General features: G+C 47.4%; 29 protein-coding genes. 20 read left to right on the top strand and 9 right to left on the bottom strand.

Annotation, left to right across the window (positions count from 1 at the left end; translation table 11 throughout):
• Positions 1 to 17 precede the first annotated feature (17 nt).
• The 3 genes from AC3WQ3_RS15050 (at position 18) to AC3WQ3_RS15060 (ending at position 2,527) form a co-directional block, all read left to right on the top strand.
• A complete protein-coding gene (locus tag AC3WQ3_RS15050; RefSeq protein WP_492472648.1) occupies positions 18 to 1,058 on the top strand; it encodes an SPFH domain-containing protein in 1,041 nt (346 codons plus the stop codon).
• The gene (locus AC3WQ3_RS15055) at positions 1,055 to 2,083 is read left to right on the top strand and encodes a diacylglycerol kinase catalytic domain-containing protein (protein WP_336780795.1); all 1,029 of its coding nucleotides are present in this window, start codon (positions 1,055 to 1,057) and stop codon (positions 2,081 to 2,083) included. Before AC3WQ3_RS15050 ends, AC3WQ3_RS15055 begins: the two co-directional genes overlap by 4 nt.
• Before the next feature lie 102 nt (positions 2,084 to 2,185).
• Positions 2,186 to 2,527, top strand: a complete 342-nt coding sequence (locus AC3WQ3_RS15060) for a cupin domain-containing protein (protein WP_492472649.1) — start codon at positions 2,186 to 2,188, stop codon at positions 2,525 to 2,527.
• Between the two features lie 153 nt (positions 2,528 to 2,680).
• On the opposite strand, the gene AC3WQ3_RS15065 is transcribed toward AC3WQ3_RS15060, so the two are convergent.
• From AC3WQ3_RS15065 to AC3WQ3_RS15080, 4 genes are read right to left on the bottom strand one after another with little or no spacing between them, the layout of a single operon-like run.
• Positions 2,681 to 2,989, bottom strand: coding sequence for an iron-sulfur cluster assembly protein (locus AC3WQ3_RS15065; RefSeq protein WP_154895719.1), 309 nt, complete (start codon positions 2,987 to 2,989; stop codon positions 2,681 to 2,683).
• 25 nt (positions 2,990 to 3,014) lie between these two features.
• Entirely contained in the window at positions 3,015 to 4,247 is a 1,233-nt protein-coding gene (locus AC3WQ3_RS15070; protein ID WP_492472650.1) for a hypothetical protein, read from the bottom strand.
• Between the two features lie 14 nt (positions 4,248 to 4,261).
• On the bottom strand, positions 4,262 to 4,849 hold the full coding sequence (locus AC3WQ3_RS15075; protein WP_336780798.1) for a DUF2249 domain-containing protein: 588 nt from the start codon (positions 4,847 to 4,849) through the stop codon (positions 4,262 to 4,264).
• A 48-nt stretch (positions 4,850 to 4,897) separates the two neighbouring features.
• Positions 4,898 to 5,131 (bottom strand): DUF2249 domain-containing protein, encoded by a 234-nt coding sequence (locus tag AC3WQ3_RS15080; RefSeq protein ID WP_095292626.1) that lies wholly within the window; start codon positions 5,129 to 5,131, stop codon positions 4,898 to 4,900.
• A gap of 322 nt (positions 5,132 to 5,453) precedes the next feature.
• Here AC3WQ3_RS15080 and moaA point away from each other — a divergent pair, with 322 nt between their 5' ends.
• From moaA to AC3WQ3_RS15110, 6 genes are all read left to right on the top strand, one after another.
• The gene (gene moaA, locus AC3WQ3_RS15085; protein WP_492472651.1) at positions 5,454 to 6,452 is read left to right on the top strand and encodes a GTP 3',8-cyclase MoaA; all 999 of its coding nucleotides are present in this window, start codon (positions 5,454 to 5,456) and stop codon (positions 6,450 to 6,452) included.
• Positions 6,453 to 6,530: 78 nt separating this feature from the next.
• Positions 6,531 to 10,295 (top strand): nitrate reductase subunit alpha, encoded by a 3,765-nt coding sequence (locus tag AC3WQ3_RS15090; RefSeq protein WP_492472652.1) that lies wholly within the window; start codon positions 6,531 to 6,533, stop codon positions 10,293 to 10,295.
• Positions 10,285 to 11,754: a nitrate reductase subunit beta gene (gene narH, locus AC3WQ3_RS15095; RefSeq protein WP_492472653.1), complete on the top strand. Its 1,470-nt coding sequence runs from the start codon at positions 10,285 to 10,287 to the stop codon at positions 11,752 to 11,754. Before AC3WQ3_RS15090 ends, narH begins: the two co-directional genes overlap by 11 nt.
• Positions 11,754 to 12,416, top strand: coding sequence for a nitrate reductase molybdenum cofactor assembly chaperone (gene narJ, locus AC3WQ3_RS15100; RefSeq protein WP_492472654.1), 663 nt, complete (start codon positions 11,754 to 11,756; stop codon positions 12,414 to 12,416). The genes narH and narJ overlap by 1 nt, the downstream gene beginning before the upstream one ends.
• Positions 12,413 to 13,144, top strand: a complete 732-nt coding sequence (gene narI, locus AC3WQ3_RS15105) for a respiratory nitrate reductase subunit gamma (RefSeq protein WP_336780803.1) — start codon at positions 12,413 to 12,415, stop codon at positions 13,142 to 13,144. The genes narJ and narI overlap by 4 nt, the downstream gene beginning before the upstream one ends.
• The gene (locus AC3WQ3_RS15110) at positions 13,145 to 14,656 is read left to right on the top strand and encodes a nitrate/nitrite transporter (RefSeq protein ID WP_154895732.1); all 1,512 of its coding nucleotides are present in this window, start codon (positions 13,145 to 13,147) and stop codon (positions 14,654 to 14,656) included.
• A 147-nt stretch (positions 14,657 to 14,803) separates the two neighbouring features.
• Here AC3WQ3_RS15110 and AC3WQ3_RS15115 read toward each other — a convergent pair whose 3' ends face one another.
• On the bottom strand, positions 14,804 to 15,505 hold the full coding sequence (locus tag AC3WQ3_RS15115) for a Crp/Fnr family transcriptional regulator (RefSeq protein ID WP_154895734.1): 702 nt from the start codon (positions 15,503 to 15,505) through the stop codon (positions 14,804 to 14,806).
• A gap of 49 nt (positions 15,506 to 15,554) precedes the next feature.
• On the opposite strand from AC3WQ3_RS15115, the gene AC3WQ3_RS15120 reads away from it, so the two are divergent.
• Together AC3WQ3_RS15120 and AC3WQ3_RS15125 are read left to right on the top strand one after the other, a co-directional pair.
• Positions 15,555 to 16,277 (top strand): YwiC-like family protein, encoded by a 723-nt coding sequence (locus AC3WQ3_RS15120; protein WP_261780037.1) that lies wholly within the window; start codon positions 15,555 to 15,557, stop codon positions 16,275 to 16,277.
• A gap of 192 nt (positions 16,278 to 16,469) precedes the next feature.
• Positions 16,470 to 17,201: a ZIP family metal transporter gene (locus AC3WQ3_RS15125; protein ID WP_492472656.1), complete on the top strand. Its 732-nt coding sequence runs from the start codon at positions 16,470 to 16,472 to the stop codon at positions 17,199 to 17,201.
• A 114-nt stretch (positions 17,202 to 17,315) separates the two neighbouring features.
• On the opposite strand, the gene AC3WQ3_RS15130 is transcribed toward AC3WQ3_RS15125, so the two are convergent.
• From AC3WQ3_RS15130 to AC3WQ3_RS15140, 3 genes are all read right to left on the bottom strand, one after another.
• Positions 17,316 to 17,741, bottom strand: coding sequence for a YlbF family regulator (locus AC3WQ3_RS15130; protein WP_492472657.1), 426 nt, complete (start codon positions 17,739 to 17,741; stop codon positions 17,316 to 17,318).
• Positions 17,742 to 17,869: 128 nt separating this feature from the next.
• On the bottom strand, positions 17,870 to 18,553 hold the full coding sequence (locus AC3WQ3_RS15135; RefSeq protein WP_492472658.1) for a Crp/Fnr family transcriptional regulator: 684 nt from the start codon (positions 18,551 to 18,553) through the stop codon (positions 17,870 to 17,872).
• Positions 18,554 to 18,610: 57 nt separating this feature from the next.
• Positions 18,611 to 19,588 carry a multicopper oxidase domain-containing protein gene (locus AC3WQ3_RS15140; RefSeq protein WP_492472660.1) on the bottom strand — a complete coding sequence of 326 codons (978 nt, stop codon included), beginning with the start codon at positions 19,586 to 19,588 and terminating at the stop codon, positions 18,611 to 18,613.
• A gap of 240 nt (positions 19,589 to 19,828) precedes the next feature.
• Here AC3WQ3_RS15140 and AC3WQ3_RS15145 point away from each other — a divergent pair, with 240 nt between their 5' ends.
• The 8 genes from AC3WQ3_RS15145 to AC3WQ3_RS15180 all read left to right on the top strand — a co-directional run bounded on the left by AC3WQ3_RS15145 (position 19,829) and on the right by AC3WQ3_RS15180 (position 24,954).
• On the top strand, positions 19,829 to 20,500 hold the full coding sequence (locus AC3WQ3_RS15145) for a hypothetical protein (protein ID WP_261780038.1): 672 nt from the start codon (positions 19,829 to 19,831) through the stop codon (positions 20,498 to 20,500).
• 34 nt (positions 20,501 to 20,534) lie between these two features.
• Entirely contained in the window at positions 20,535 to 21,188 is a 654-nt protein-coding gene (locus AC3WQ3_RS15150) for a hypothetical protein (protein ID WP_336780809.1), read from the top strand.
• The gene (locus tag AC3WQ3_RS15155) at positions 21,185 to 21,742 is read left to right on the top strand and encodes a hypothetical protein (RefSeq protein WP_336780810.1); all 558 of its coding nucleotides are present in this window, start codon (positions 21,185 to 21,187) and stop codon (positions 21,740 to 21,742) included. Before AC3WQ3_RS15150 ends, AC3WQ3_RS15155 begins: the two co-directional genes overlap by 4 nt.
• A 56-nt stretch (positions 21,743 to 21,798) precedes the next feature.
• Positions 21,799 to 22,533 carry an SMI1/KNR4 family protein gene (locus AC3WQ3_RS15160; RefSeq protein ID WP_492472661.1) on the top strand — a complete coding sequence of 245 codons (735 nt, stop codon included), beginning with the start codon at positions 21,799 to 21,801 and terminating at the stop codon, positions 22,531 to 22,533.
• Positions 22,534 to 22,554: 21 nt separating this feature from the next.
• Positions 22,555 to 23,856, top strand: coding sequence for a hypothetical protein (locus AC3WQ3_RS15165; RefSeq protein ID WP_492472662.1), 1,302 nt, complete (start codon positions 22,555 to 22,557; stop codon positions 23,854 to 23,856).
• Between the two features lie 44 nt (positions 23,857 to 23,900).
• Positions 23,901 to 24,044 (top strand): hypothetical protein, encoded by a 144-nt coding sequence (locus AC3WQ3_RS15170; protein ID WP_492472663.1) that lies wholly within the window; start codon positions 23,901 to 23,903, stop codon positions 24,042 to 24,044.
• Positions 24,045 to 24,130: 86 nt separating this feature from the next.
• Positions 24,131 to 24,346: a hypothetical protein gene (locus AC3WQ3_RS15175; protein WP_492472664.1), complete on the top strand. Its 216-nt coding sequence runs from the start codon at positions 24,131 to 24,133 to the stop codon at positions 24,344 to 24,346.
• Complete coding sequence (locus AC3WQ3_RS15180) at positions 24,343 to 24,954, top strand: SMI1/KNR4 family protein (protein WP_492472665.1); 612 nt, start codon at positions 24,343 to 24,345, stop codon at positions 24,952 to 24,954. Before AC3WQ3_RS15175 ends, AC3WQ3_RS15180 begins: the two co-directional genes overlap by 4 nt.
• 75 nt (positions 24,955 to 25,029) lie before the next feature.
• On the opposite strand, the gene AC3WQ3_RS15185 is transcribed toward AC3WQ3_RS15180, so the two are convergent.
• The gene (locus tag AC3WQ3_RS15185) at positions 25,030 to 25,353 is read right to left on the bottom strand and encodes a hypothetical protein (RefSeq protein ID WP_183521532.1); all 324 of its coding nucleotides are present in this window, start codon (positions 25,351 to 25,353) and stop codon (positions 25,030 to 25,032) included.
• A 106-nt stretch (positions 25,354 to 25,459) separates the two neighbouring features.
• On the opposite strand from AC3WQ3_RS15185, the gene AC3WQ3_RS15190 reads away from it, so the two are divergent.
• Positions 25,460 to 25,942: a hypothetical protein gene (locus tag AC3WQ3_RS15190; protein ID WP_492472666.1), complete on the top strand. Its 483-nt coding sequence runs from the start codon at positions 25,460 to 25,462 to the stop codon at positions 25,940 to 25,942.
• Positions 25,943 to 26,252: the final 310 nt, after the last annotated feature.

Here is a 26,252-nt window from a genome sequence, read left to right on the forward strand (position 1 = left end):
GAAATGGGGAATGAACGATGTTTGGATTCCGATTCGTGAAGTTTCAACCCAGTGAATATGTAATGAAAATTAAAAATGGGAAGGTGCAGCGCGAAGGTGTAGGACTGTCCTTTTATTATTATGAGCCTACAACGTCGGTTGTTGTCCTCCCTGTATCATCCGTCGATGTTCCGTTTATGTTCGAAGAAATTACGGCGGACTATCAAACGGTGACGATTCAGGGCCAATTGAGCTATCGCATCGTGGACTACCTGAAAATAACGCAAAGTTTGAATTACACGTACAACTTACGCAAAAACAAATATATCTCTGACGATCCTGGCAAGCTTGATCAACGTGTGATTACGACGGCCAAAGTATTAACCAAGAAGCATTTGGAGCGGATGCCACTGAAAGAGGCCATTCAATCCAGTGAACGGCTTGCAAGCAGCATGAAACGTGAAGTCGTGCAGAGTGAAGAACTTGAGAAACTAGGCGTTGAGCTGATGAGTCTATCCATCCTGGCCATTCTGCCGAATAAGGAAACGATGCGTGCGCTGGAGGCACAGGCACGGGAAGAGATTTTACGTCAAGCGGATGAAGCATTATATGTGCGCCGCAATGCCTCCATTGAGCAGGAGAGACGAGTGAAGGAGAACGAGCTCAATACGGAAATTGCCGTGGAAACGAAAAAGCAGCAGATCAGGGAGACACAATTACAGGCGGAGCGCTCAGTCAAGCAGAAGGAAAATGAAATGGCGCAGGAGCAGCTTCAGTTCAACACGGCCATGGAGGAACGGAAACAGCAGCTTATTGAATTGACCATTGCGAACCAAAATGCTGAAGCGGATGCGAAAGCCTATGAAATTGCTGCCGTTATGAGATCTTTGCAGGATGTTGAACCGAATGTACTTCAGGCAATGGCCAATATGGGAATGAATTCGGATAAACTGATTGCGCTGGCATTTCAGGAGTTGGCGGAGAATGCAGGGAAAATTGGTCAGCTCAACATTTCGCCTGATCTGCTGCAAGGATTAATGTCGACACCTGGAAGAGAGAAGGGAGGCCATGTACGATGAGGCTGGGGAACTCCAATAAGTCTTCACGTACACCACATGCTGACCAAAACTATCTTGGCGATGCCAAGCTGATTCTGGTCAAACGCAGAACAAGATTGGAAGAACTGGTGGTGCGTTATAACACGGTGCAGCAGGCTCAATTTTACATTGAACGTCTTGGTGCCGATTTCAGTGATTATATTGAAGAGGATCGACGTTATCGACATTCCGTGCAGCAGGCCCAGCATCAGCTGGGTCAACTCGGCCGGGTGCAGACCATTGACCGGGAACATGTCCCCAATTTTATATTCGGAGAACAGGACATCGTTGTGGTTGTAGGGCAGGATGGACTGGTGGCGAATACGCTCAAATATGTGACGGAACAGCCGCTCATCGGCGTGAATCCTGATCCCATGCGATGGGATGGCGTACTTCTTCCATTTACGGTGGAGGACCTGAAGATGATTATCCCGGATGTCATGCGCAAGCAGCGTTCCTTGAAAGAAGTAACTTTGGCAAAAGTGGAACTTAACGACGGACAATTTCTGTACGGGGTTAACGATTTGTTCATCGGACGGAAGACCCATGTCTCAGCCAGGTATGAAGTCCGTTTGGGTTCCTCGGTAGAACAGCAGTCATCGAGCGGTATTATTGTTTCCACAGGACTCGGATCGACAGGCTGGTTCAAGAGTGTGCTGGCTGGAGCAGCCGGCATTGTGGGGTCCGAAGCATGGAAGCATATGCACATCAATGGTGTTGATGTTAACGCGGAAAGCCCCGTTACCCGAGGACATCACATGGAGAACTTTGGGTGGGATGCACCCTATTTGTACTTTACAGTTCGTGAACCATTCCCGAGCCGGACAACAGCAGTTAACCTGGTGTTTGGTCAGGTTCATCCGAAACAGCCCCTGCGGATCGTATCGCAAATGCCTGAGGATGGGGTCATATTTAGCGATGGGGTGGAACAGGACTTTCTCGAATTCAATTCCGGAGTGGAAGCCACCATTGGTCTTGCAGAAAAGCGTGGACGTCTCGTCGTCTGATCAATTATTTCCACTTCGGGTTTTCTTGATCTCAATCAAGGAAAATCCTGCCATGGTGTTCTATGATGAATTCATCTCAAGATTACAGAAGGAGGAATCATCATGAGTACGATTTCTTTGCAAGCCGTTAAGGAGTTTCAGACCGAACGATTTACGAAACGAATTCTGTTTAATCATAACGGTGGGGTCACGTTTGCGCTGCATTTTCTGCCCGGACAACAACTGCCTGTCCATAAACATCCTGGATCGGATGTGCTGGTTCTTATTATTGAAGGAGAAGGAACAATTATATTGGATGGAGTCGAACACAAAGTACAACAGGAAGATGTAATCTGCTGTAGTGGAGAAGACACATTTGCTTACTATAACACGGGAAACCGTGAAGCTCGGTTGTTTGTTGTATTAAACAAGGTGCCCGATGAATCTTACGCCCGTGACATATAAAATGGTTCGGAGTCACTCAGGGCCTGTAGATTTCTATAAGAGTTATCAAAACGCATACCAAGCAAAAAACGTACTACACTCTCTTGAATGCAGAGTTGTAGTACGTTTTTTATCGTGTCTATATGTTCATCAGGAGCCAGTTGGATTAATCATTTAAAAATATCCGAGCATTTCCTTGGCTTCATTCGACATCATATCGGGAGACCACTGAGGTTCCCATACCAACTGTACATCTACATCTTTATGGTCTGTATGCTCCTGCAGTACCCATTTCACAGCACCGAGAATCGTATCATGCAGCGGGCAGCCTGGTGTGGTCAAGGTCATGCGGACGGAGACCCTTTCCGGCTCCTCCTGCATTTCATATACGAGCCCAAGGTCAACAATGTTAACGCCTAGCTCCGGGTCGTATACTTCCTTAAGATACTCAAACAGTGGATTGATCTGTTGCGTCTGTTCCATATGTTCCACGCTCCATTTCTGTTTCTTAATGTTGGAACACCCTTGCGATCATGAAGATATAAGCCATGGAGAAGATCGATAAAAGAGTACCACCGACCATCATTACCTCTGCCAGATTGATCAATACACCACTGACAAGCAGAAGGCTGGAAGCAGCCATGGCAATCAAACCCCAGCTCACATAACGCTGATTTAACATACCAGCCATAAGAGGTGTTCCTGGTTTTCCGGCTTGCTTGCCATATTTGTGTGTCCACCATAAGAAGGGGACGATCTTCGAAGCATAACCCAGAATGGTTATTGAGACCCATCCACCAAGATAGACCCAGCCTGCCAGAAGGACTACCCGCGGATGAAGCAGCAGTTCCGGTCCTTGCGCTGCATAGATCAACAGAGCGAGCATCAAAGCTGCCAGTGCACGGCTTACATAGACTGACCAGCGTATGCCTGGGCCGGGATTGTTTTTGTGACGTTTCTCCTGTATTTGTTCCAAATGGTAGACGTAGACGAGCATACCTGCTGTCAGCAGCAGGAGTGCGAGCCAGAGCAGGCCTCGTTTCATATCAGCTAGAAATGCCACAACGCCTGTAATGACAGCTGCATTCCACAACAACAGGATTATCTTTTGAAGCCGAACCGGATAATGGTGCGAAAGATAGAACATGGGCAGCATTTTGTAGCTGAATCCTGTAATTAACATGCCGAACCAGCCGATCGTCCCCATCCAGATATGAGCCCCGAATATTCGTTCATGCAGTCCGTTCCATTGTCCGAATGCAAAATTCAAGCCCATTAACATACCCGTCAGACCGGTAAGGACCAAATAAAGACAAGCACAAGCCGTACTTACCGTAATCGGATTCCATTGCGATGCTCGAAATAACGTGACCGCCATATTCCATCCGAACAACAGAATTCCAATCAGGGCACAGGTAGCAAAACCTGCAAGCCAGCGTACATCTGCCTGAATGAATCCATACAGCATACCAGTGACGCCAATGCCAAACATCACGTAATGGATGTAACCAAGCCTCGTACTGTAAATATCCGATTGCAAAATCACATGAATCAGTTGATATACAGCCCCCATGGCCAGCATGGTAGCCCATCCCAAGACAAACAGATGGGCATGGAACCATCCTTCCGGCCCTCGTAACTCATCACCAAGCCAGCCTGTCAGGGACAGAAGGGAAAACGCATGGTACGCGATAAATCCGAGGATGCCTGTAACGATAAACCAAAATGGCAGCCTGGACATGGCGTTTCCCTCCCTTATCCTTTTACGATTCTAAGCTTGGCTGTACCATCCGCCTGATCCTCTACGGTGTAAGAGCATCCGAGATTATTCAGTTCTTCCATCAAAAACACAGGAACACGGTCATTATGAATGAGAACCATCTGCCCAGGCTCACAGCGCTTTAGTGCGGCGAGGGTTCTCATCATGGGCTGCGGCGGCTCCAATCCCCGGTTATCCAGTGTAATGGTTGGGGACAGGGGCGCCTCATCAGAGCTGTAAGTAAATTCAGTTGAGTCAGGCTCTCCGATGCAGCCAGTAGGAATTTCTTCCTGGTTCAGGTCTTTTGCAGTATGAAACGTCCCTTCCTTGGACCACGTTTTATTTTTCCGGTGTACGAACGTGGTACGCCAGTGCTCAGCATTGACTCGTTCCGTTGAATGGGAATAACCTCTCATTTTTAGTATGCCGAGCAGGGGTGTCGGCTTGAAAGGCGCGTGGAGCACAAAAACATCCATGGGGTCCAGCCCCTTGACGGTGTTCATGATGAGTTGGAACGGCTCAAGCTTTTTGCTTAAATGCGGCCGGACATCGAGTTCAATGATTCGGTCATCCGTTGAAGACATATGGCTCACATCCATTCCTGTAAGTTCGTGCTCTGTTTGGTCCCCATTTTACAATTTACTGATTTTGACCTGGAAGACAGACGGACCCTGTTCGATATATTCCCAGGTGAAGCCGTCTGGGTGAGTGGACTGAAATTGAAATCGCAAAGGTACTGGATCATGGTCATTGATAAGCAGCATGGCCTCATTTTGCGGCAATTGTTCAAACGTCTCGAAGATGATTTTATGTTTCAGATGCGGTGGATACTCGGTTGCGTTAATTGTTGCTGCATATGTGTTCATAGGTTGTTCCTCCTGGATCGGTTTAGTGTGGTGTTGCAAACTGAGTATAGAAAATATGTACGGTCCCCTGTGTGAGCGTGCTCACACATTTTGTTTTGTCATAATCTTGCCTCATTTTTTACGGATTCCTGCTTGGAACCCGGATTGCGGGAGTTTTGGAAATAGGTCATGTGCATTATGTTTCACTCATTGTGATATTTTGCACAGTTACGTTACAAAGACATCCTTATATTTAGCGACAAGATGACAAGTGATGAGAGGAAAGAGGAATCCCTCCATCCCGCCATAGTGAGATTACACCCAGAGGAAGGGGGAGTTTGAGATGCAAGCTGGACTGGTTGATCCTTTTGGAAGAGTTCATGATTATCTGCGCATCTCGGTTACGGACCGCTGTAATCTGCGCTGTGTATACTGCATGCCGGAGGAAGGGATGCAGTTTGAACCACCGGATCAGATCATGACACATGAAGAAATTGTCTCGGTTGTTCAGGCGCTTGCTCCGCTTGGGATCAGGAAATTGCGTTTGACCGGCGGTGAACCTCTTGTTCGAAAAGGTCTTGATGAGCTAATTGCCCGTTTATCCGAAATTCCTGGCATTGAGGATATCGCTATGACAACCAATGGCATATATCTGGCCGCATGCGCGGATCGTCTGAAATCAGCCGGGTTGACAAGAGTAAATATCAGTCTGGATTCCCTGCAACCTGAACGGTTTGCCCGAATTACCAGGGGAGGCAAGCTGAAACGGGTGCTGGATGGTGTAAGAGCCAGTCAAAAAGCTGGTCTGCAGCCAATCAAACTGAACGTGGTGCTTATGAAAGGCGTGAATGATGACGAGGTTGAGGATTTTTTGCGCTTGACTCTCGATGAAGAGATACATGTTCGCTTCATCGAATACATGCCCATAGGGGAGAGCGGAGAAGCCTGGAAATCGGGTTTTATGTCACTGCAGCATGTACTGGATACATGCAAGAACAGCTGGGATTACACAGGCTGTGATGTCTATAGCCATGGTCCGGCAGATAGTTACCGTATTGAAGGAGCGGCGGGCACATTCGGTCTGATTCATCCTGTAAGCAGTCACTTTTGCGGTACATGTAACCGATTGAGACTGACGGCAGACGGCAATATCAAGCCCTGCCTTTATTGGTCGGATGAATTCAACGTACGTCCACATGTCGGTAATGCCAGTGCGGTTCAAGCCATGTTTCTTAGAGCGCTGGGGGTTAAGCCCGAGACGCATGACATGCTCAAAGCTCTTAAAGGCGAAGAAATTCGAGGAATTCCGTCTCTCCGGCATATGTCCCAAATTGGAGGTTAGCTGGATGTAAGTGATAAATGTCGGCAACGGATGTTATTCCGATCTGAAACTACATGTCATATTAGCAGGAGGAAAACAATGAGTAAGCAAAGCACACCGTGGATGGGGAAACTTAAATATTTTGCGAAACGTGAAAAGAATGCAGAAGGCTGGAGCGAGATGTCACCCGAAAACCGGGACTGGGAGGACGTCTATCGGCGACGCTGGCAGCATGACAAAGTTGTGCGTTCGACACATGGCGTGAATTGCACCGGATCCTGCAGCTGGCAGATCTATGTGAAAGACGGGATTGTCACTTGGGAGACACAAGCTACCGATTATCCTTCCACGGGCCCGGATATGCCGGAATTTGAACCAAGAGGGTGTCCGCGCGGAGCGAGTTTTTCCTGGTACCTTTACAGTCCGCTGCGTGTCAAATATCCATACGTTCGGGGGGCATTGCTGGATCTGTGGCGTGAGGCACTTCAGCTGCATGGTGATCCGGTCAAGGCTTGGTCCAGTATTGCGGATGATCCGGATAAAGTCAAAAAATACAAGTCTGTTCGTGGCAAGGGCGGATTGATTCGTGCGTCATGGAGTGAAGTAACGCAGATAATCTCGGCCTCCCTTATTCATACGATCAAGCAGTACGGACCTGATCGGATTATCGGCTTTTCGCCTATTCCTGCCATGTCGATGGTCAGTTATGCTGCAGGTTCAAGATTCCTATCCCTGATGGGATCGCCGCTGCTCAGTTTCTACGACTGGTACGCCGATCTGCCTCCGGCCTCACCGCAGATTTGGGGTGATCAAACCGATGTGCCGGAGAGCAGCGACTGGTACAATTCCGGGTATATTCTCGTCTGGGGTTCCAACCTGCCAATGACGCGTACACCCGATGCTCACTTTTTGGCTGAAGCACGCTACCGGGGTACGAAGGTTGTATCCATCAGTCCGGATTATGCCGAATATGTCAAATTTGCGGATACATGGATGTCAGTCAAACAGGGGACCGACGGAGCTCTTGCCATGGCTATGGGACATGTGATTCTCAAAGAATTTTATATCGAACAACCCACGGAATACTTCATGCAGTATGCCAAACAATATACGGATTTTCCTAATCTCCTGATCGTTGAGGAGAAGAACGGGGTTCACACAGCGGGCAGATTTCTTGTCGGAGAAGACTTGGGCATTACGGGCAACAATATGGCCTGGAAAACACTCGTCTATGACGAAAACAGCGGGACATATGCAATGCCGAAAGGAAGCCTGGGATTCCGCTGGGGTGAGGAAGGGACCTGGAATCTGAAAATGGAACAGGTCGAGAATGGCGAACCCATCGATCCGCGGTTATCTCTTCTAGGGGTGCATCATGACTTGGTCACGATTCAGCTGCCTTATTTTGACGACGAGGGAAGACATGTTATGGAACGTCAAATTCCTGTTCGTCAAATCTGGCTTGAGGATCGCTGGATTATGGTTACAGCGGTGTATGATCTGGTTCTTGCCAAGTATGGAGTAGAACGTGAAATGACTCGTTCCGCAGATTCTGCCGAAGTAATCGCAATCTCTGACATGCCGCGTGCTCGAAGAACTACAGCGTATGAGGCAGTGAATGGTCAGCTGAATGACAAGCACGAGAAGCCTTTTACCCCCGCATGGCAGGAACAGATTACAGGCGTTCCGCAGGAAACCGTGGTGCAGATTGCACGTGAATTTGCCCAGAATGCTATTGATACCCAGGGGCGTTCCATGATTATTATGGGAGCCGGAATCAACCATTGGTACAACTCGGACGTGATCTACCGTGCAATTATCAATCTGATTCTCATGACTGGTTGTCAGGGCGTGAACGGCGGTGGCTGGGCTCACTATGTTGGACAGGAGAAGCTTCGTCCTGCGGAGGGGTGGCAGACAATTGCCTTTGCCCGTGACTGGACAGGGCCAGCCCGTCTTCAGAACGGTACATCATTCTTCTATTTTGCAACAGATCAATGGAGATACGAAGAAACGAAAGTAGGCGAGCTGACTTCGGCACTGGAGGGTGAACCCCGATTCCAGCACGTTGCAGATTATAACGTCATGGCTGCTCGCATGGGCTGGCTTCCGTCCTATCCACAATTCAATCGGAGTTCGATTGATCTGCATCAGGATGCTATAGATGCCGGAGCTGTAACGAAAGACGAAATCGGTGCATATGTGGCATCCGAATTAAAAAGTCAAAAACTCAAGTTCTCCATTGAGCAGCCGGATAACCCTGCGAATTTCCCTCGAGTGCTGTTCGTATGGAGAGCGAATCTAATCTCGAGCTCTGGGAAAGGCCATGAGTACTTCCTGAAGCATTTGCTTGGTGCGACGAACGGTTTGCTGAACGATGATGATCACGGACTCCGGCCAGAACACGTGGAGTGGGTGGACGAAGCACCCGAGGGTAAGCTGGATCTGATGATTAACCTGGATTTCCGCATGGCGGGAACAGCGATGTATTCCGATATTGTTTTGCCAGCGGCAACCTGGTACGAAAAAAGTGACCTGAGCAGCACGGATATGCATCCATTTGTACATCCGTTTAATCCGGCAGTTGCCTCACAGTGGGAGTCCCGTTCGGACTGGGACACATTCAAGGAGATTGCACGTGTCTTCTCGGAAATGGCTGCACAGCAATTCGACGGACCCCAGCATGAGATTGTGGCGACACCGCTGCTGCATGATTCACCTGATGAGCTGGCTCAACCGTATGGCGAGATCAGGGACTGGAGTGCAGGAGAATGTGAACCTGTTCCGGGCAAAACGATGCCTCACATTCAGATTGTGGAACGTGATTATGCGGCGGTATATGACAAGATGATCACTCTTGGTCCTGTGGTTAAGGATAAACCCATTGGAACCAAGGGGATCTCTTGGTCAGCAAGCGAAGAATATGAGAAGCTCAAGGGTATTTTGGGTACGCGCAGGCAAGCGGGAGTGGGGCAAGGGTGTCCTGATCTGAGTACAGACCGAAATGTGGCGGAAGCCATTCTGACGCTCTCCACAACAACAAATGGCAAAATGGCGGTACGTGCATGGGAGTCGCTTGAGCAAAAAACGGCCTTACATCTGAAGGATTTGGCTGAAGAGCGATCGGAAGAATGTTTTACTTTTGATGAGATTACTTCCAGGCCCAAAACGGTTATCACTTCACCCGCATTCAGTGGATCGGAGAAGGGTGGCCGACGCTACTCGCCATTTACAACCAATGTGGAACGGCTTATTCCCTGGCGCACGTTGACAGGCAGACAGCAATTTTACATTGATCATGAGATGCTTCGCGAGTTTGGAGAGACACTGGCGACGTTCAAACCTGTACTGAAACATACACCTTTCCATCCAAGCAGCAAACGTCCAATCGAAGGTGGCAAGGAAATTGTCCTGAACTATCTGACTCCGCACAACAAGTGGTCAATTCACAGCATGTACTATGATGCACTGCCCATGCTGACCCTGTTCCGAGGTGGCCCGACGATCTGGATGAATCATGAGGATGCCGAAGAGGCAGGACTCGTCGATAATGACTGGATCGAATGTTTTAACCGGAACGGTGTAGTCGTTGCGCGTGCAGTCGTCACCCACCGCATTCCTCGTGGAATGGCGTTCATGTATCACGCCCAGGATCGACATATTAACGTTCCCGGAACAAAAATATCGCAAACACGTGGAGGTACGCACAACAGTCCGACGAGGATTCATGTGAAGCCGACCCACATGATTGGCGGTTACGCCCAGTTAAGCTATGGATTCAATTATTACGGCCCAACAGGCAACCAGCGTGACCTGAATGTCATCATAAGAAAACTGCAGGAGGTGGATTGGCTTGAAGATTAAAGCACAAGTCAGCATGGTCATGAATTTGGATAAATGTATCGGATGCCATACGTGCAGCGTAACGTGCAAAAACACGTGGACGAACCGGCCTGGCGCGGAATACATGTACTGGAATAACGTGGAGACCAAACCTGGGGTAGGTTATCCCAAACAGTGGGAGGATCAGGAGAGGTATCGCGGCGGTTGGGAAATGAAAAATGGCAAGCTTGAGTTAAAGTCGGGCACACGTGCCAGACGATTGCTTAACATTTTCCACAATCCCGATCAGCCGACCATCGACGATTATTACGAACCCTGGACCTATGAATATGAGAAACTAACGAGCAGTCCGGAGAAAAAGCATCAGCCTGTGGCGAGACCCAAATCCCAAATTACGGGTGAATACATGAACCTGGAGTGGGGACCCAACTGGGAGGATGATCTGGCAGGTGCCCATGTAACGGGGATGGAAGATCCCAACATGAAGGGTGTCGAGGAATCGATCAAAATGGATTTTGAACAGGTGTTTATGATGTACCTTCCGCGAATTTGTGAACACTGCCTCAATCCTTCCTGTGTGTCTTCCTGCCCTTCAGGAGCGATGTACAAACGGGAAGAAGACGGCATCGTACTGGTCGACCAAAACGCATGCCGTGCCTGGAGATTCTGCGTGTCCAGCTGTCCTTACAAAAAAGTGTATTTCAATTGGCAAACCAACAAAGCCGAGAAATGCACCTTGTGTTTTCCGCGGATTGAGGCGGGTTTACCAACGATTTGTTCAGAGACCTGTGTCGGTCGTATCCGTTACATTGGTCTGATGTTGTACGATGCAGACCGTATTAAAGCTGCGGCTTCTGCGGAGAATGAACAGGATTTATATGAATCCCAAATGGATATCTTCCTGGATCCGCATGACCCTGGCGTAATTCGTGAAGCAAGGGAGGCCGGCATTCCGGAAGATTGGATTATCGCTGCTCAGCAGTCGCCTATCTATAAAATGGTTGTGGACTGGCGCATAGCGCTTCCGCTTCACCCGGAATACCGGACCATGCCGATGGTATGGTATATTCCGCCGCTGAGTCCAATCACGAATCGGGTTGAAGGACAGGGGAGTTCACTGGATGCGAGTGATATCTTCCCTGCCATTGACAATATGCGCATACCTGTGGAATATCTGGCCAATCTGCTCACTGCAGGAGACACGGAACGCATTCGTGATGTACTGCGCAAAATGGCGGTAATGCGGATTCACATGCGGAATCAGCAAACTGGAAAAACCAGTGATCCTGCATTGCTTAAGCTAGTGGGGATGGACACGCAGGAAGTTGAAGACATGTACCGACTGCTCGCCATAGCCAAATATAATGACCGCTTCGTGATCCCGCCTGCTCATCGGGAAGAAGTAGCGGATCTCTTCAAGGAACAAGGAAGCTGCGGGCTTGATTTTGCAGGGGGTCCAGGTTCCTGCGGTGTATTCTGATGGGAGAGGAGACAACGACTACGATGGCGACCAATATGAATACGGAATGGAGTCAGGCATCGGATGAACGAATGGATGAGGCCAGAAAAGCATGTAAGCTGACCTCCTATCTGCTGCAATATCCGGATCCTGCCTGGAGGAACGGACTGCAGAGTGTCCGAACTGCTGTACAATCCCTCACGGATGAAACAATGAAAAAAGTTCTTCTGACCTTTGTGGGAGAAGCGGAATCAGTGGATCCCACGTTTTGGCAGGACAAATACGTACGGACATTTGATTTTGACAAAAAATCAAATCTGTACTTAACCTATGCTCTCTATGGAGACGAAAGAGACCGTGGACCGGCATTAATTGAATTAAAGCGCAGATACGAAGCTGCGGGATTCTACATGGAATTGAATGAACTGCCCGATTATTTACCCATGGTGCTTGAATTTATAGCGGAGGCTCCTTCTGAAGATGCTTATGGAGTGATATCGAGTTGTTATAAGTCTTTGGTAACGATCACAGATAGTGTATTAGGGCAGAACAGTCCCTACGGTCCATTGTTAGAGCAAGTTCTGAAGGTTATGCCTAAGCCAGCTCATGTTGACGAAGAGGTTCATGACCATTCTGCAGCAGCCCAAACCATGCCAACCTGGATGGGGAGGGGAGGCCGATGAGTACACCGGAGTTGTTTTTATGGGGAGCTCTCCCATACATGGTTCTCATTTTTTGTATCACTGCGACCATATGGAGGTACGTGACGAATCCGTTCAGCTGGACATCCAAGTCCAGTGAGTTGTTAGAAAAACGCATGCTGAAATGGGGAAGCTTGCTGTTTCATATTGGCATATTCGCAGTGATCTGCGGCCATATTGCCGGATTAATTGTTCCGGTAGAATTCTATCGCTGGATCGGGCTAAGTGACGAAGGTTATCATCTGATTGCCATAGCAGGCGGGTTGCCTGCGGGGATTATCGCACTTGCCGGGGGAGTCATACTGCTGGTGCGTCGATACGTGGCCACCAAAGTACGAGCGACGAGCAGTGCAGGAGACTGGATGGCCCTCATCATGCTTCTTGTTGTCATCATAACCGGCATATTGGCGACATCTGCAAATGCAGTGAACCATACTGGCTTTGATTACCGTACGACAATTAACCCTTGGCTGCGCGGTTTGATGGTATTTCAGCCTGATCCAACGCTGATGCAGACCGTGCCTATGAACTTTAAAGTACACATCCTGCTTTCGTTTGTCTTGTACTGCGTTTTTCCGTTTACGCGTCTTGTGCATATGCTGAGCATGCCGCTCGGCTACCTCAAGCGAAGCTACGTATTGTACCGTAGACGTGACGGATCTGTTTATCCGGATTCAAAATCAAATCCGAACAAAGAAAGGGCGATGTAGATGCAAAACAAAGGCAAAGTCCAACTGCCCTTGCAGACGGCAAGTTTGGTTCTGGGCTTCATGGTGTGGGTTATACTGTCTTCCCTAATGCCATTTATTAAGGAGGATATTGCGTTAACCTCTTCGCAGCTAGCCTGGTCTACAGCCATCCCTGTCCTCATTGGCTCCGTTGCCCGTATCCCCATTGGGTATTGGACGAACCGATATGGAGCACGCAATATTTTTATGATCAGTTTTGTTCTGCTGCTCGCACCCGTATGGTGGATCAGCCGATCCACTTCTTTTCTGGATTTGATTATAGGTGGTTTTTTCCTCGGGATTGGCGGAGCGGTATTTTCCGTAGGCGTAACTTCACTGCCCAAATATTATCCAAAAGAGAAACATGGGTTTGTTAACGGGATCTATGGTATCGGTAATCTGGGAACGGCATTGTCAGCTTTTGGTGCCCCGCTGATTGCGGATCATATAGGGTGGTCCAAAACGGTTCTTCTGTACAGCATTTTGCTGCTGGGAATGGCCGCTTTGAACTTTGTATTGGGCGACAAACAGGAAACAAGGGTTAACGTGCCGCTAATTCAACAATTAAAAGCGGTATCGCGAAGCCCTAAATTATGGCTGCTCTGTTTATTTTACTTCCTGACCTTTGGTTCCTTCGTAGCATTCACCGTGTACCTTCCCAATTTCCTGGTCAGTCACTTTCAGATGGATAAAGTGGATGCAGGGATACGCACAGCGGGATTCATCCTGGTTGCTACCATTATGCGTCCGGTCGGGGGCTGGCTTGGAGACCGCTTTAATTCTTTTAAAATACTGATGTTTGTATTCGGTGGTTTAACGGTAGCGGCGATCGTATTATCCTTCGCGCCGTCAATCTACATGTACACGGTTGGTTGCCTGACCGTAGCCTTATGCGCCGGTACAGGAAACGGAACTATTTTTAAACTGGTCCCAATGTATTTCGTTAAACAACCAGGTGTCGCTAACGGTATTATATCTGCAATGGGGGGACTTGGTGGCTTTTTCCCGCCACTAATGTTGACGCTGCTCTATAGCATGACAGGTCACTATGCGATTGGATTCATGGCACTCTCCATGGTTGCACTGGTAAGCTTGGTACTTGTCTTCTGGATGTTTTACGAAGAGAAGCTTCAGCTGTCTGCAAGCATACTGGAAAATACGATTGAGGCCATCCTGATTACGGATACAAACAGCGTTATTCGCTCCGTGAATCCGGCATTTACGGCAGTCACCGGTTATCGATCCGATGAAGCGGTGGGACAGAAGCCGAGCTTGCTGAAATCAGGTAAACAGGATAAATCGTTCTACGAACAGCTATGGGCTGATCTGAAGCAGCAAGGGTATTGGCAGGGAGAGATCTGGAACCGGAAGAAAAACGGGGAGATATATCTGGAATGGCTGAGTATTACAGCGATCCGCAATGAAGCAGGGGAGGTAAAATTCTACGCGGGCATGTTCAGTGATATGGGAAAAAGGGATCTTCCTTCAGCATAGTAGCCATATGACAGGATAAATACAGCAAAAGGCCTTAACAACATGCGACTCTTGTTAAGGTCTTTTCATACGAAATGAGATGTATGCCTTGCTATGTTTATTAGAATTTCAGCATTAGAGGTAGAGTGGTAGAGTCTAGGTATCTGCTCAAGTGTCGCGTTGATACTTTAAGGCCTGCAGATCATGGATGATGATCTGTCTCCGATCCACTTCGAGCAGATTTTCCTTGGTGAGCTGATTCAACAAACGGTTGGCGGTTTCCCTGGTCGTACCAATGGAATTGGCGAATTCCTGGTGCGTCATGGGCAGGTTAATAATGATTTTGTGACCGGAAGGCTGACCGTGCTGCTCTGCCAACATCAGCAGGAAGGACAGCACGCGGTTCCGGACATCCTGGCCGGAGAGCACTTGCAGTTTATCCTGCAGTTCGCGGATTTTATCGCCGAGGACGCGCATAATTTTGATTGCAATGGATGGCGTATTAAGCATAAGACGTTCAAACAGTCTGACCGGAATGGCAATCAGTTCCGCTGGAGTGATGGCTTCTGCTGTAGCGGGATAAGGGTGAGCATTGAAGAACCCCGTATGCGGGAACATATCTCCTGTTTTCAGGAAGGAAACGATCTGCTCGTGCCCGTTCTCATCCGTTTTATATGCTTTTACGATGCCGGTTCGGATAAAAAATACAGCTTCCTTCTCGCTGCCTTCGGCAAAAATAACTGTTTTTTTATGAATGCTTCTGGAAATGGCGATATCCTCAACCTGCTTCAATTCCTCAGGACTTAGATCCTGAAAAATGGGGAACTGTTGAAGAAACTCTGCTGCCGTATCTTTGTTTTCCCTGCGCATTATGATTCTTCCTTTCTATATCCATATCAATTAGGAGGTCATTGGTGAAGTGACAGTACATAAAATGGTTATTCCTCATGAACATGGCGGCTGGGCCATGGTAAGTGTACCTTTTGCGGCAGGCGTAATGGCCAGCGGCCCACAGTGGCTGCATTTGCCACTATTCATGGCGTGGCTTGGACTATACCTGGCGGCTTACCCCTTGCTGCAATCTCTTAAAAGAAAAGCGGATCTTCGACGTTTGTACACATGGGCAGTGATATATGGCGTGGGTGCAGTGGTATGCCTGGTACCCCCGTTAATCGGTCATCCTTCCATACTGGCATTTGCCCCGGTTCTGATCCTATTATTGCTCGTTAATATCTGGCATGTCAGACACAAGGCTGAGCGTTCGCTTACGAATGATCTATGCGCCATGTTGATGTTCTCGCTTGGAGGTGCAGCAGCATATCTCATTGGATCGGGAGTATGGGATTACCGGATGGTGATCGTGCTGTTGTTTTCTTTTTTACATTTTACAGGAAGTACGTTCTTTGTGAAATCTGTCTTCCGGGAGCGAAACAACAAACGCTGGGTAACAATGACCCGTCTGCTGCATATTATCCTGCTCATCATTCCCGTCATCGCCGGATATCCATGGATGAGCTTAGCATATATCTACTCAGCTGTTCGAGCATTTGTATATGCTGGTCGCACTTTGCGTCCGATGAAAGTGGGTTTGATTGAGATTGCTGGAGCGGTGCAATTCCTTATTTGGTTTATTCTCTTTTAGTCAGCATCATATTATCATAACGCGATATTAGAAATGCATGAGTGACATAGATCACATGGGATGTGATGAGGAATACTGACGATCAGACAAGATAGATTGTATCTTGCAGCAGTGCTACCGGATGTTTTTGCGGCAGCAAGCCAGGTTAATGAAAGGATAGATATGATATAGACATGAGAGGGGATGACCCGAATGTGGACTGCATTCATGTGGGGAGGCATCTCCGCTTCAGCGGTAGTTATTGGTGCACTTGCTGCACTGTTTCTCAAGATTCCGAAACGAGTGATTGGCTGGATTATGGCCTTCGGTACGGGGACATTAATTGGGGCAGCTTCATTTGAGCTGATTGGAGATGCCTTGAATGATGGCGGGATTGTCCCGACAGCCATAGGGTTTACGGCGGGTGCTGTAGTGTACACCTTGTTCGACCTGCTTATTTCCAGTAGGGGTGGTGCCGGACGTAAACGTTCAGCACATCCGAAACCCGGAGGCAGCCGCCAAAGCGGGCTCGGCATTTTTGCGGGGACAGTGATGGATGCCATTCCTGAATCCATCATGCTTGGTGCTAGCTTGCTGGCCGGAAAAGGCGTGAGTGTGGTGCTCATCGTTTCCATATTCGTCAGCAACATCCCGGAGGGCTTGTCCAGCACGGTGGGTTTGCAAGGCAATCATTACACCAAGTCCAGAATCATATGGATGTGGCTTGGTGTACTGTTGATATCTGCGCTTGCAGCCTTGTGCGGATATCTTTTTCTCGAACAGCTTCCGAATGAAATGGCTGCGGCCATTGGGGCATTTGCAGGCGGCGGTATTATAGCCATGATCTGTTCGACCATGATGCCTGAAGCTTTTGAAGAAGGTGGTCCTGTCGTGGGCTTCATTGCTTCCATGGGGCTTCTTGTATCCCTACTGCTTGATCTGTAAGATCTCCACGAAAAAAGCAACATAGCAAAAAAAAGAGTATCCGCTCAAAATGTTGAGGTTACGGATACTCTTTTGCTTACCGATGCATCTACATTGTTCCCCAGTGACCAGTGACTAGTGATTGCTTGAACAGTTCCCTCCACAACCACATGCTTCCTTATATACTTCGCGCGGTTTGGGTAGTCGGTTTAATTCAACGGACTTGGTGAAATACTGGCTAATCTGCTGATGCATCTGGCTAAACTCACGCTGTGCATACATGAATCTGCGAATAAGCGGGTGATCATAGAGGGCGCGTTCTTCTTGTTCGTACACCTGCATTTCGGATGTCAGCAATTCAATATTCTGACGTTCTTTTTCCTCCAGAGCCTGATGCTTCTCCATAAACTGCTCGTATTGCGCTGTAGCCTGCTCATCTGCGGCAAATTGATCAATCATCTCCCGCATCTCACGGTAACCTTCATCCTGTAATAACACGGAGCATAACTCCTCCATTTTAAGCATGATCGCCTGTTTGTCCATTTTTACAATTGTATTCATCTTGTTAACCTCCTGTAGAGTGGTTTCTCTTACGTATCACTGTATACCTGATCTCCATGGTGCACTGTGACGATACTCACATATTGTGTGAAAGATGTAACGTTCCTGTCAGGATTCTCTAAGCCGAGTTATTGGGTTCGTTGCTGAAGCTCTTCCAGTTGAAGAAGGTAAATGACATTCCCAGCTACCTGGAGCAGACCTTCGGACTGCATAATGGCCAGTTTGCGGCTCAAGGTTTCGGGCGTAATGCCTACCAGTAATGCCAGATCCTTTTTAAAAACAGGAAGCTTGATTCCGTCTGTCTCTATATTTCGCACATGAAAATTCAATAATAGCTTAGCGATTCGTTGTTCAGGGTTCATGGAACTGAGGGCAGTATTCCATTCTTCAGATTGTTCAAGAAGATCGGAAACAGCTAGAAGAAAATGATAAGCAAGCTTTGGGTCATGTTCTATCAATTGGTCAAAATCCTGCCTATGAAGGGAGCATAAAGTGGATGTTTCCAATACTTCTGCATGAACTCCATACGGTTTTTGATGTAACAGTGCGTCATGCCCGAAGGAATCACCAGGAAACAGGAAACGGACAATATGCTCCTTCCCGTTCTCGGTGTATTTGGATAATTTCACACATCCCTGATGAACCATGTATAACTTGGCTGAGTCTTCTCCTTCCTTCACGACCATTTCCCCTTTGTGAAAGACCTGCGATTGCAGCAGGGAAACGAGCAGGGATGATGCTTCAGGTCCAAGGTGCTGAAAAAGGGGGACTTTGACATGGCAGGGAGTCTTGCCCTGAGAACTGCATATCATGATCAAAATTCACCTCGCAGGGTTCAATTATTTATTTGCTTGAGCACGGAGACGGCCTTAATGCTGCATCGCTTTACCACCGTGATCCTTGCCATCAGAGGTAACTCGCAAAACTGCAGAAGCACCCTTGGAAACATGTTTGAATTGATGGGTTACAATGGGATAATCGCCCTCTTCCGTTACGGTAAACTCAACGACTGCACCTCCGCTCGCAGGAAGCATAACGGTCTGTAATCCATATTGGATATTACGGGGATTTCCATCCATGTAAACCCGGTCCATAATAGTCCCTACCACATGGAAGGACGAAACTTCGTTCGGCCCTGCATTGCTGACATATATTCGAACCGTATCACCCGTTTTAGCGAGCAAAGGGGAGTTGACCAGACCATAGTCGTTGCCATTAAAGACAACATAATCCGGCTCATCATTCATAAAAGCATCGTAGCTATGCTCTTTGTACCATTCACTTTGTACGAGCGTATATTCACGATCAATCTGTCCGTCAGAAGGGTAGCCGGCCTTCGGTTCAACAATAATCATGCCATACATACCGTTTGCAATATGGGCAAGTACCGGACTGGTTCCGCAATGATACATGAAGACTCCGGGCGACGATGTGCTATAAGTGAATGTACCCTCCTCACCTGGCATAACGTCAACGAATTTGCTGCTTGGTGAAGCGTGTACGGCATGGAAATCCATGGAATGTGGCAAGGCAGAATCCTCATTTTTTAAAGTGAAAATCAATGTGTCACCTTCGATGACGCGCAGAACGGGTCCAGGTACAGTGCCGTTAAAAGTCCAGGCATTATAGACAACACCTGCGGAGATCTCGATATCGGTCACTTGGGCTGTCATCTCGATGTATACGTTTGTGCCTTCTCTACGGATAATGGGGTCAACAGGTTGATGACGGATTGACTCCACAGGAGCAGTGTCGTGATGATCCGGGTTATCTATTTCTGCAGCATTGCAATGGGAGAGGACGGCCGTACTTAATGCCAATGCGAAAGACAATTTGATGAAACTCATCCAGGAGAACATGGGAACACAACCTTATTTAAGTGATATCATTCACAAACTAATCAATAGCTTGCTGCAGCCATGTCTAGTGTACGACAGTTCAGTGGAGACAGGTGTGACGTGAAACACAATCCCCAGAGGCTCGATATTCAAAATTTCCGCAGACATAGACACGTTTCTTGTACTACGCGATGGAGTTACTTATAATTTTAGGTAGCCTTGGATGGAAAATATTGAGGCTTGAAATTTATGTTTACTGCCATGCTGATGAAAGCCGAATTAATTTCAGTCAAGAAAGGTGTCGATTTAATAATGAAGCGATTTGAGGACGAAGGGGCCTATAAATATAATTTTTACTGGGTACTCCGCCGAGGTGAGCGTGTGGATGTCACATGTCAATCATGCGGTGGTCATGCGTATATTGAAGAATGTCAGGATGAAATCACGTGGAAGTGCTCAGCATGTTATGCACATGGGGTGGAGAAACAAGTATATCAATATCATGCCAAGGGCAGTTGTACTCTCTGTGAACGCTGGTTCAATGTTGAAGTGACAGATGAGAAAAAAGTATCACATAAATCAACGCACATTCATTGTCCGCACTGCGGCGCAGACAATCAAGCCGAGCTGCATAGCAAGCCGGTTTGCAGAAGATATATTATGGACACCCGTGACGGGAGAGACCCCGTTTTTGGGATGGAGTTATATTTCCTGGACTACGTTCGAGGCAAATTGGTATGGGCTGTTAATCGGGCGCATTTAAATTATCTGATTTCGTATGTTTCCGCCGATCTGCGCGTACGACGTGGAAATGTGCCGTTAAAAACAGCATCACACTATCTACCTGTATATATGAAAGAAGCAAAAAACAGGGATCAAATGGTGCGTACACTCACCAAGCTTCAACACAAGACGGGCTAAGGTTGATGCTGTACATGTTTGAAGGAGGAAAGGAATGAAATTGCGCGGCAAGCTGCTTACGTTGGCTATTATTTTAGGGATCCTGATGATCCCGGCCTTTTTTATTTTACAGACGTTCGGTGTGTTCCAAAAAGAAAAAGTTTTATCAGACTATGCGCTCGTGATCGATGTAAATGGAAAACCTTATGATGCATGGCCGCTGATCAACAGTTTCGCTGCCATGGATAAGCGCGGAGATCATCGCCAGCTGTATTACCGGGTGGATATGAGTGATATTAACTACCTTTTTCAATTGGCTTATCAGGAGTATGACATTTCACCCGAGAACGAGAATCCCTATTTGGCAGGGAAGGTGGACTTCCATAGCCTTAAAACCACCTATGTGAAATCGGAAATGGAATATTCCAATGCCAAGGACTACACTACCTACCTTCATTTTTACAATAAAGAAGGACAGGAGATTTATACCTATGAATCTACGGGCAAAGGCGATGGGAATATGGTACAATCCATTATTCACCAAGGGATGACTCGCTCTCATAACGGAGGAAGTGAACCGGCACGTGACCCGTACCTGAACATTACGGCACTATTTCATAATAAGCTGAATGTGGATGTCAACCTGACAGTGGATGAAGAACAGAAAATCGTATGGATACGAATGAATAAAGCGGAGGCGAGATCATGAATTTGTTTGGCGTACATAATGGACCTGCATATCTGGAAGGGATCGTTAAGAAAGTAACGGATGGGGAGAACCAGGAAGTGGAGTGGAAAGGCAAGCTGCAAACGAGTGATGGCCATAACAAGTTCCATATCTTTTATTATGGTGACTTGATGGAAGATGATCTGATAACCTGGCAGGATTCGACACCGTTAATCGTATATGCCGAGCACACGGTGACCGGAGAGCGTTACCTGCTTATTGATGCAGCTAAACATGGTTATGATGCGATGCTATGTGAAACTTATCCGGAGGAAGAGCTGAGCAAAAGGACGCTGCGTCCTTATCTGGACGTAGAAGGAGAAGATACGTTTGAAGTTCTCTTGTCCGCCTTTTATAACGTTCCTTGGGATGAGGAATTCGGAGAAGATGTGGATGAAGACGGAACCTACGAGTTGATTACGGGCGAGACTATGCATTTTGATCAGGTTAAACGGGATGGATATGATGCATTCTCGATTCGTATCGTGAATCGTAAAGGCGTAATAACGGAAATTGTTCAGGAGGAGCTTGCCTGATTCATCATATGGGTTATAAGACAGGGATTTGAGTTTGAAGATAGGAGATGTCGTTCATGTATGTGGTAAGTCATACGCTTAAACCGGTATCAGCGGAGGAGCTTGGACATTTTGAGCAGCAGTATTCCGTATCATTGCCTGCATCCTATCGAGAGTGGCTCGAACAGTATGGGGAGGGGACTTATTCGGGGTGGATGAATATTCAGCGTCCAGATCAGGAGGTATTGAAGCCTTTTGCAGAGTATGATTTTTGGATGCATACCGAGGATACACCTGTCAGTCTAGATCAATTGAAGGAGTGCATTAGCATAGGGAGTTCTGTGGATGGTGATTTTCTGGCCATTCATCCTGACATTGACGGGCTATTGTGGCTCCCTCGCCACGATGAACAGATTATGTTATGGGAACATACCGAATCGGAATTTGGAGATATGCTGGATAAGATCTATTGTGGATACTACCGTCAAAATGCCCCGATCACACTAAGGTATTATGAACCGTGGAATGAGCTGAGGAATCATACCTTTTACCACTTGCTAGATAATGTGGAAGGGGTCTCCCTTCACCATTTGTCCAAGTTATGCCAATTGCAGTTCAATTGGGATGCTGTAATAGAAAATGAATATACCTGTAAGCTGTTTATGGCTTCCATCGGTGGATACCTGCGTTTTAATTATGCATACGGCAGTGAAATTGCGCTTTTCTATGAGGAAACGGACGGGAACCGAGGTACTACGGATTACGACATCGAACAATTTTTGCTCGCACATCACTGTACAATCATGAATTGACACGGAGTGGAGGAATCATGGATGAGTTGGTTAAACGAACAGATCGCGGAGCGGTGGAGGAAGGAAGGGAGACGCTATGCCCAGAGTGTAAATGATTTTGTGCGCAGAGGTATGGCGGGAGAAGAGCCGGATGAATCCGAACTGACAGACGACGGAAGAGCCGAAATCAGTGCGCAAGTATGGGACATGGTGAAGAAGGCCAATGAGCAGAACGATCTGCAAAGGCTGCGCACGGAGTTGCCTGCAGCGACATGGCCCTTCAGTGAAACCTTCCAGTCATCCATGCAGGCCGTGCGTATAGCCGGATATCTGAACAACAGTACCGTTGTAATCAATAGTGGTTTTCATACGGATCAAGGCTGTGTGTATACTGCGAATTCCGAGCAAGTACTTTCTTTTCCGCAATATCAATTTGCGGGCCAGTCCCCGGATGCTGCACAGTATGCTCTGGCAGGTAGTGAAGGTATTCGGGTGATAACACATCCGGATCGTCATCTGGAAGGAAAAGAAGTGGCAACGTTCCGTTGGGAAGATATTCAATCGGCCATTCATCAGGTGCTGCCTCGAATTGAATCTCTCGCAGACTGTGAATACCCGGAGCGTACACTTGAAGGTCTTATTCCATTTAATGAAGGTCAGGCACTCATCATTTTGTCCACTTACGGCATTTATCTGGTGGAACATGGCAAGGTATCTCCAATTCATCCTGATCCTGCAGAGGTGGAGGAGCATGAATTAGAGGATACACAAATTTCCATGGGTCACGCTGCGGTATCACTGGATGGTCGATGGATTGCGTTTGGCAGTCAGGTCAGTGACCATATGCTTCTGGATCGTGAACGTCATCATACGTATTCGCTCTATCCGGAATCGAGCTATCCGCATCATGCGTTATTTTCCGGAGATAGCCGGAAGGTATGGTTTAATGCATGTCATTTTTATAATGGAGTTACAATGCAGGTGGAATTGAGTGAGGTGGAAGGCAATGAATCCAGAGAAGATTGGCCGATAATGGATGAAATTGCTCGTGTCTATGCCTCGGTAGAAATACCTGAAGGCATGGTTCTTGGTGATGCTTATGGCTATCTCAAATGTATAGATAAGAAGGGTCAGGAAGTTTGGAGGCATTTTGTAGGCAGCACCATCTATTCACTGGCGCTTTCGCCTGACCAATCCAGACTAGCAGTAGGTACGTTTGGAGGCATGGTGCATATTCTTGATCTGCATGCTGAGCAGATGGATGACTATAGTATTGGAACGGGATCACTTCGTGAAGTAGAGCGTTTTGTTGTGTGGCGTGGAGAGCAGCCTTTACGATGGTAGAGTGGCGGGCTGTATAACATGCAAACAGAAATGGGGAAAGCTCATTGAGAATTGAAGAAGCGGTCCTTTTGTTGAAATGTCATGCCTTTGTTCATGACGATCTGGATCATCCCATGATGGAGAGCGGCTTTCTGGGAAGCCTGCGCCCTTTCCGCGGGCAGTTAATAGAAGAAACTTTCACGAGTTAATGGAAATTGTCCGCACGTTGGCATCGCAACTTAAGCAGCCCGCACTAAACCGGGAAGTGATGTCCTGCTTATGGAGCATCATCCATTTGGGGCGAGCATGGGCGATATTGCCTGATGGCATGCTGCGCAGGAACAAACTTATATCGGATGAACAAATTGCCTTAATGGAAGAATGGTTGAACCTTTTATCTTACGCCGTCATGATTCTGATTGAAGATGGCGGTGAAGAAGAAGCGTTCTGGGGATATAAGGAATATGTGCGGGAACAGGCAGAAATTGGTGAGAAGGGGAGAAGGTTGTGAAATCGGATATACACGATAGTATGCATGAACTGATGAATCATTTGAATGAATTATTGGATGTCAAAGTGAAGGATGAAGAGATTAGGCAGCTATACCACGAATATCAGGAGAAGAAAGGAGCTACCGAGGATCGATTGGCTGCTTTTGAAACCGAGATGGATGTCCGGCTGCCCGAAGATTTTCGCGAATTCTACAAATGTAAAGATGGTAGTGGTTATGCCTTTCATATCCTGTATCCCGGAGATGCCGAGAGAGAGGAATGCACCCCGTTTTATATGTTGTCACTTGATGAGATACGGGAAACCAAGCAATATTTCTGTGAGCGTGATGAGAAACTGAGTGAGTATTATTCCGCAGAAGAGATCAGCAAACTTGATCCCGAGATCAAACCTTACTTATTTCATAAACCGTGGATACCCTTTGCGACAATGGCCGGGGGTTCCCTCTACTTAATGTTAGACTTTGATCCGTCGGACCAGGGAAGTTATGGACAGATTATCATGTATGTACATGATCCCGATTTTGTTTATTTTATTACAGACACGTTCACTAACCTGCTGAAAGACTCTAATCGTAACCTGGAGATTATGGATGAGATTGAGTACTAGATCACTAGTAAAATTGTAAAAATCAATCATAAATTGCAGTAACTGCCTGCAGCAGCTCCTGCACGATTCCAAATGTTATCCCTGCTGGAAAAAGCGATGACCGTGAAAACCGCCGGGACCTCCACCTGGATGACCACCAGGACCTCCGCCATGTGGACCACCGGGATAGCCGCCTCCAGGGAATGGTCCGTGATGTCCGCCCGGGTACCCGCCTCCCGGATACCCTCCATGCCACCAAGGGCCGCCATAAGGAATGGGCAAAGGCAGTGGGTAATATGGCGGGTATGGATAGGGGTACGGATAAGGATAGGGATAAGGGGGTGGCGGTGTTGGTGGATAATATGGGTAAGGATACCCTGCAGAGGACGGAGATGAAATCGCACCAGGTCCGTATGCCATGTGTTCAGCCTCCTGTTATCGAATAGATGATATCAGCCTATGCCATAATGCAATCACGTGACACTGTAGAAATCGTCAGAGATATTGAACATGTAGGGGGATTGACATGAGAATAATACCTTTTCATACGGCTCCAAGTGGCGCTGCTTATATCTATTTAATTGATGAATTGATTGATAAGACGGATCGTTTTTTCCTTGTGGACAGACAACACGACATAGGGGACACTCCAGTGGAAGTCGCCAGAGTTTTCCAGAGATTGAAGCCGTATCTGATTGAGCGCTGTACCACGGAAGAAATGATGATGAGGACAAGCGCATTTTACACTGAAGGAGTCTATTACATATATGAATGTACGCCAGCCTCTGGACAGATCCTGAAGGAAGAGGCTGATGGTTTCCTTGATTGGCTGTATCCCTCTTTGCCAGAGGACCTGTGCTTTCTGAAGGAAGACGGAAGCGACTATTTGTTTACGGAAGCACATGAAGATGGATGTGGAATGCGGATCACAGAACAAGAGGCGAGAGACCTCATGAAGCGTATTCCTGGTTTAATGTTTGTTATGGAAGGTTCCCTTCCTGATGAATAGCTAGAGACTGAAGCCAAGGCAGATTGGAATTTTTGAATAGGACAATTCTTAGCAGTTCAACTTGCTTCAACTCCTGGAATAATTTACAACTAGCAAGCTGGCTGACAAAATGATATATTATTCTTCCGGCCGCAAAAGGCACGGAAAACTCAAAAAAATTTTTGAGAAATGTCTTTACATGATATAATGGAATGTGATACATTCTAATTCCGGCCTTGAAAGAGTCGGAAACGAAGTTTGATCTTTGAAAACTGAACAACGAGTGAGTAATCATCCTGCTTGCAGGATGAACGTGAAGGTTTTTGGTACA

It is taken from the genome of Paenibacillus sp. FW104-T2, assembly GCF_058789975.1.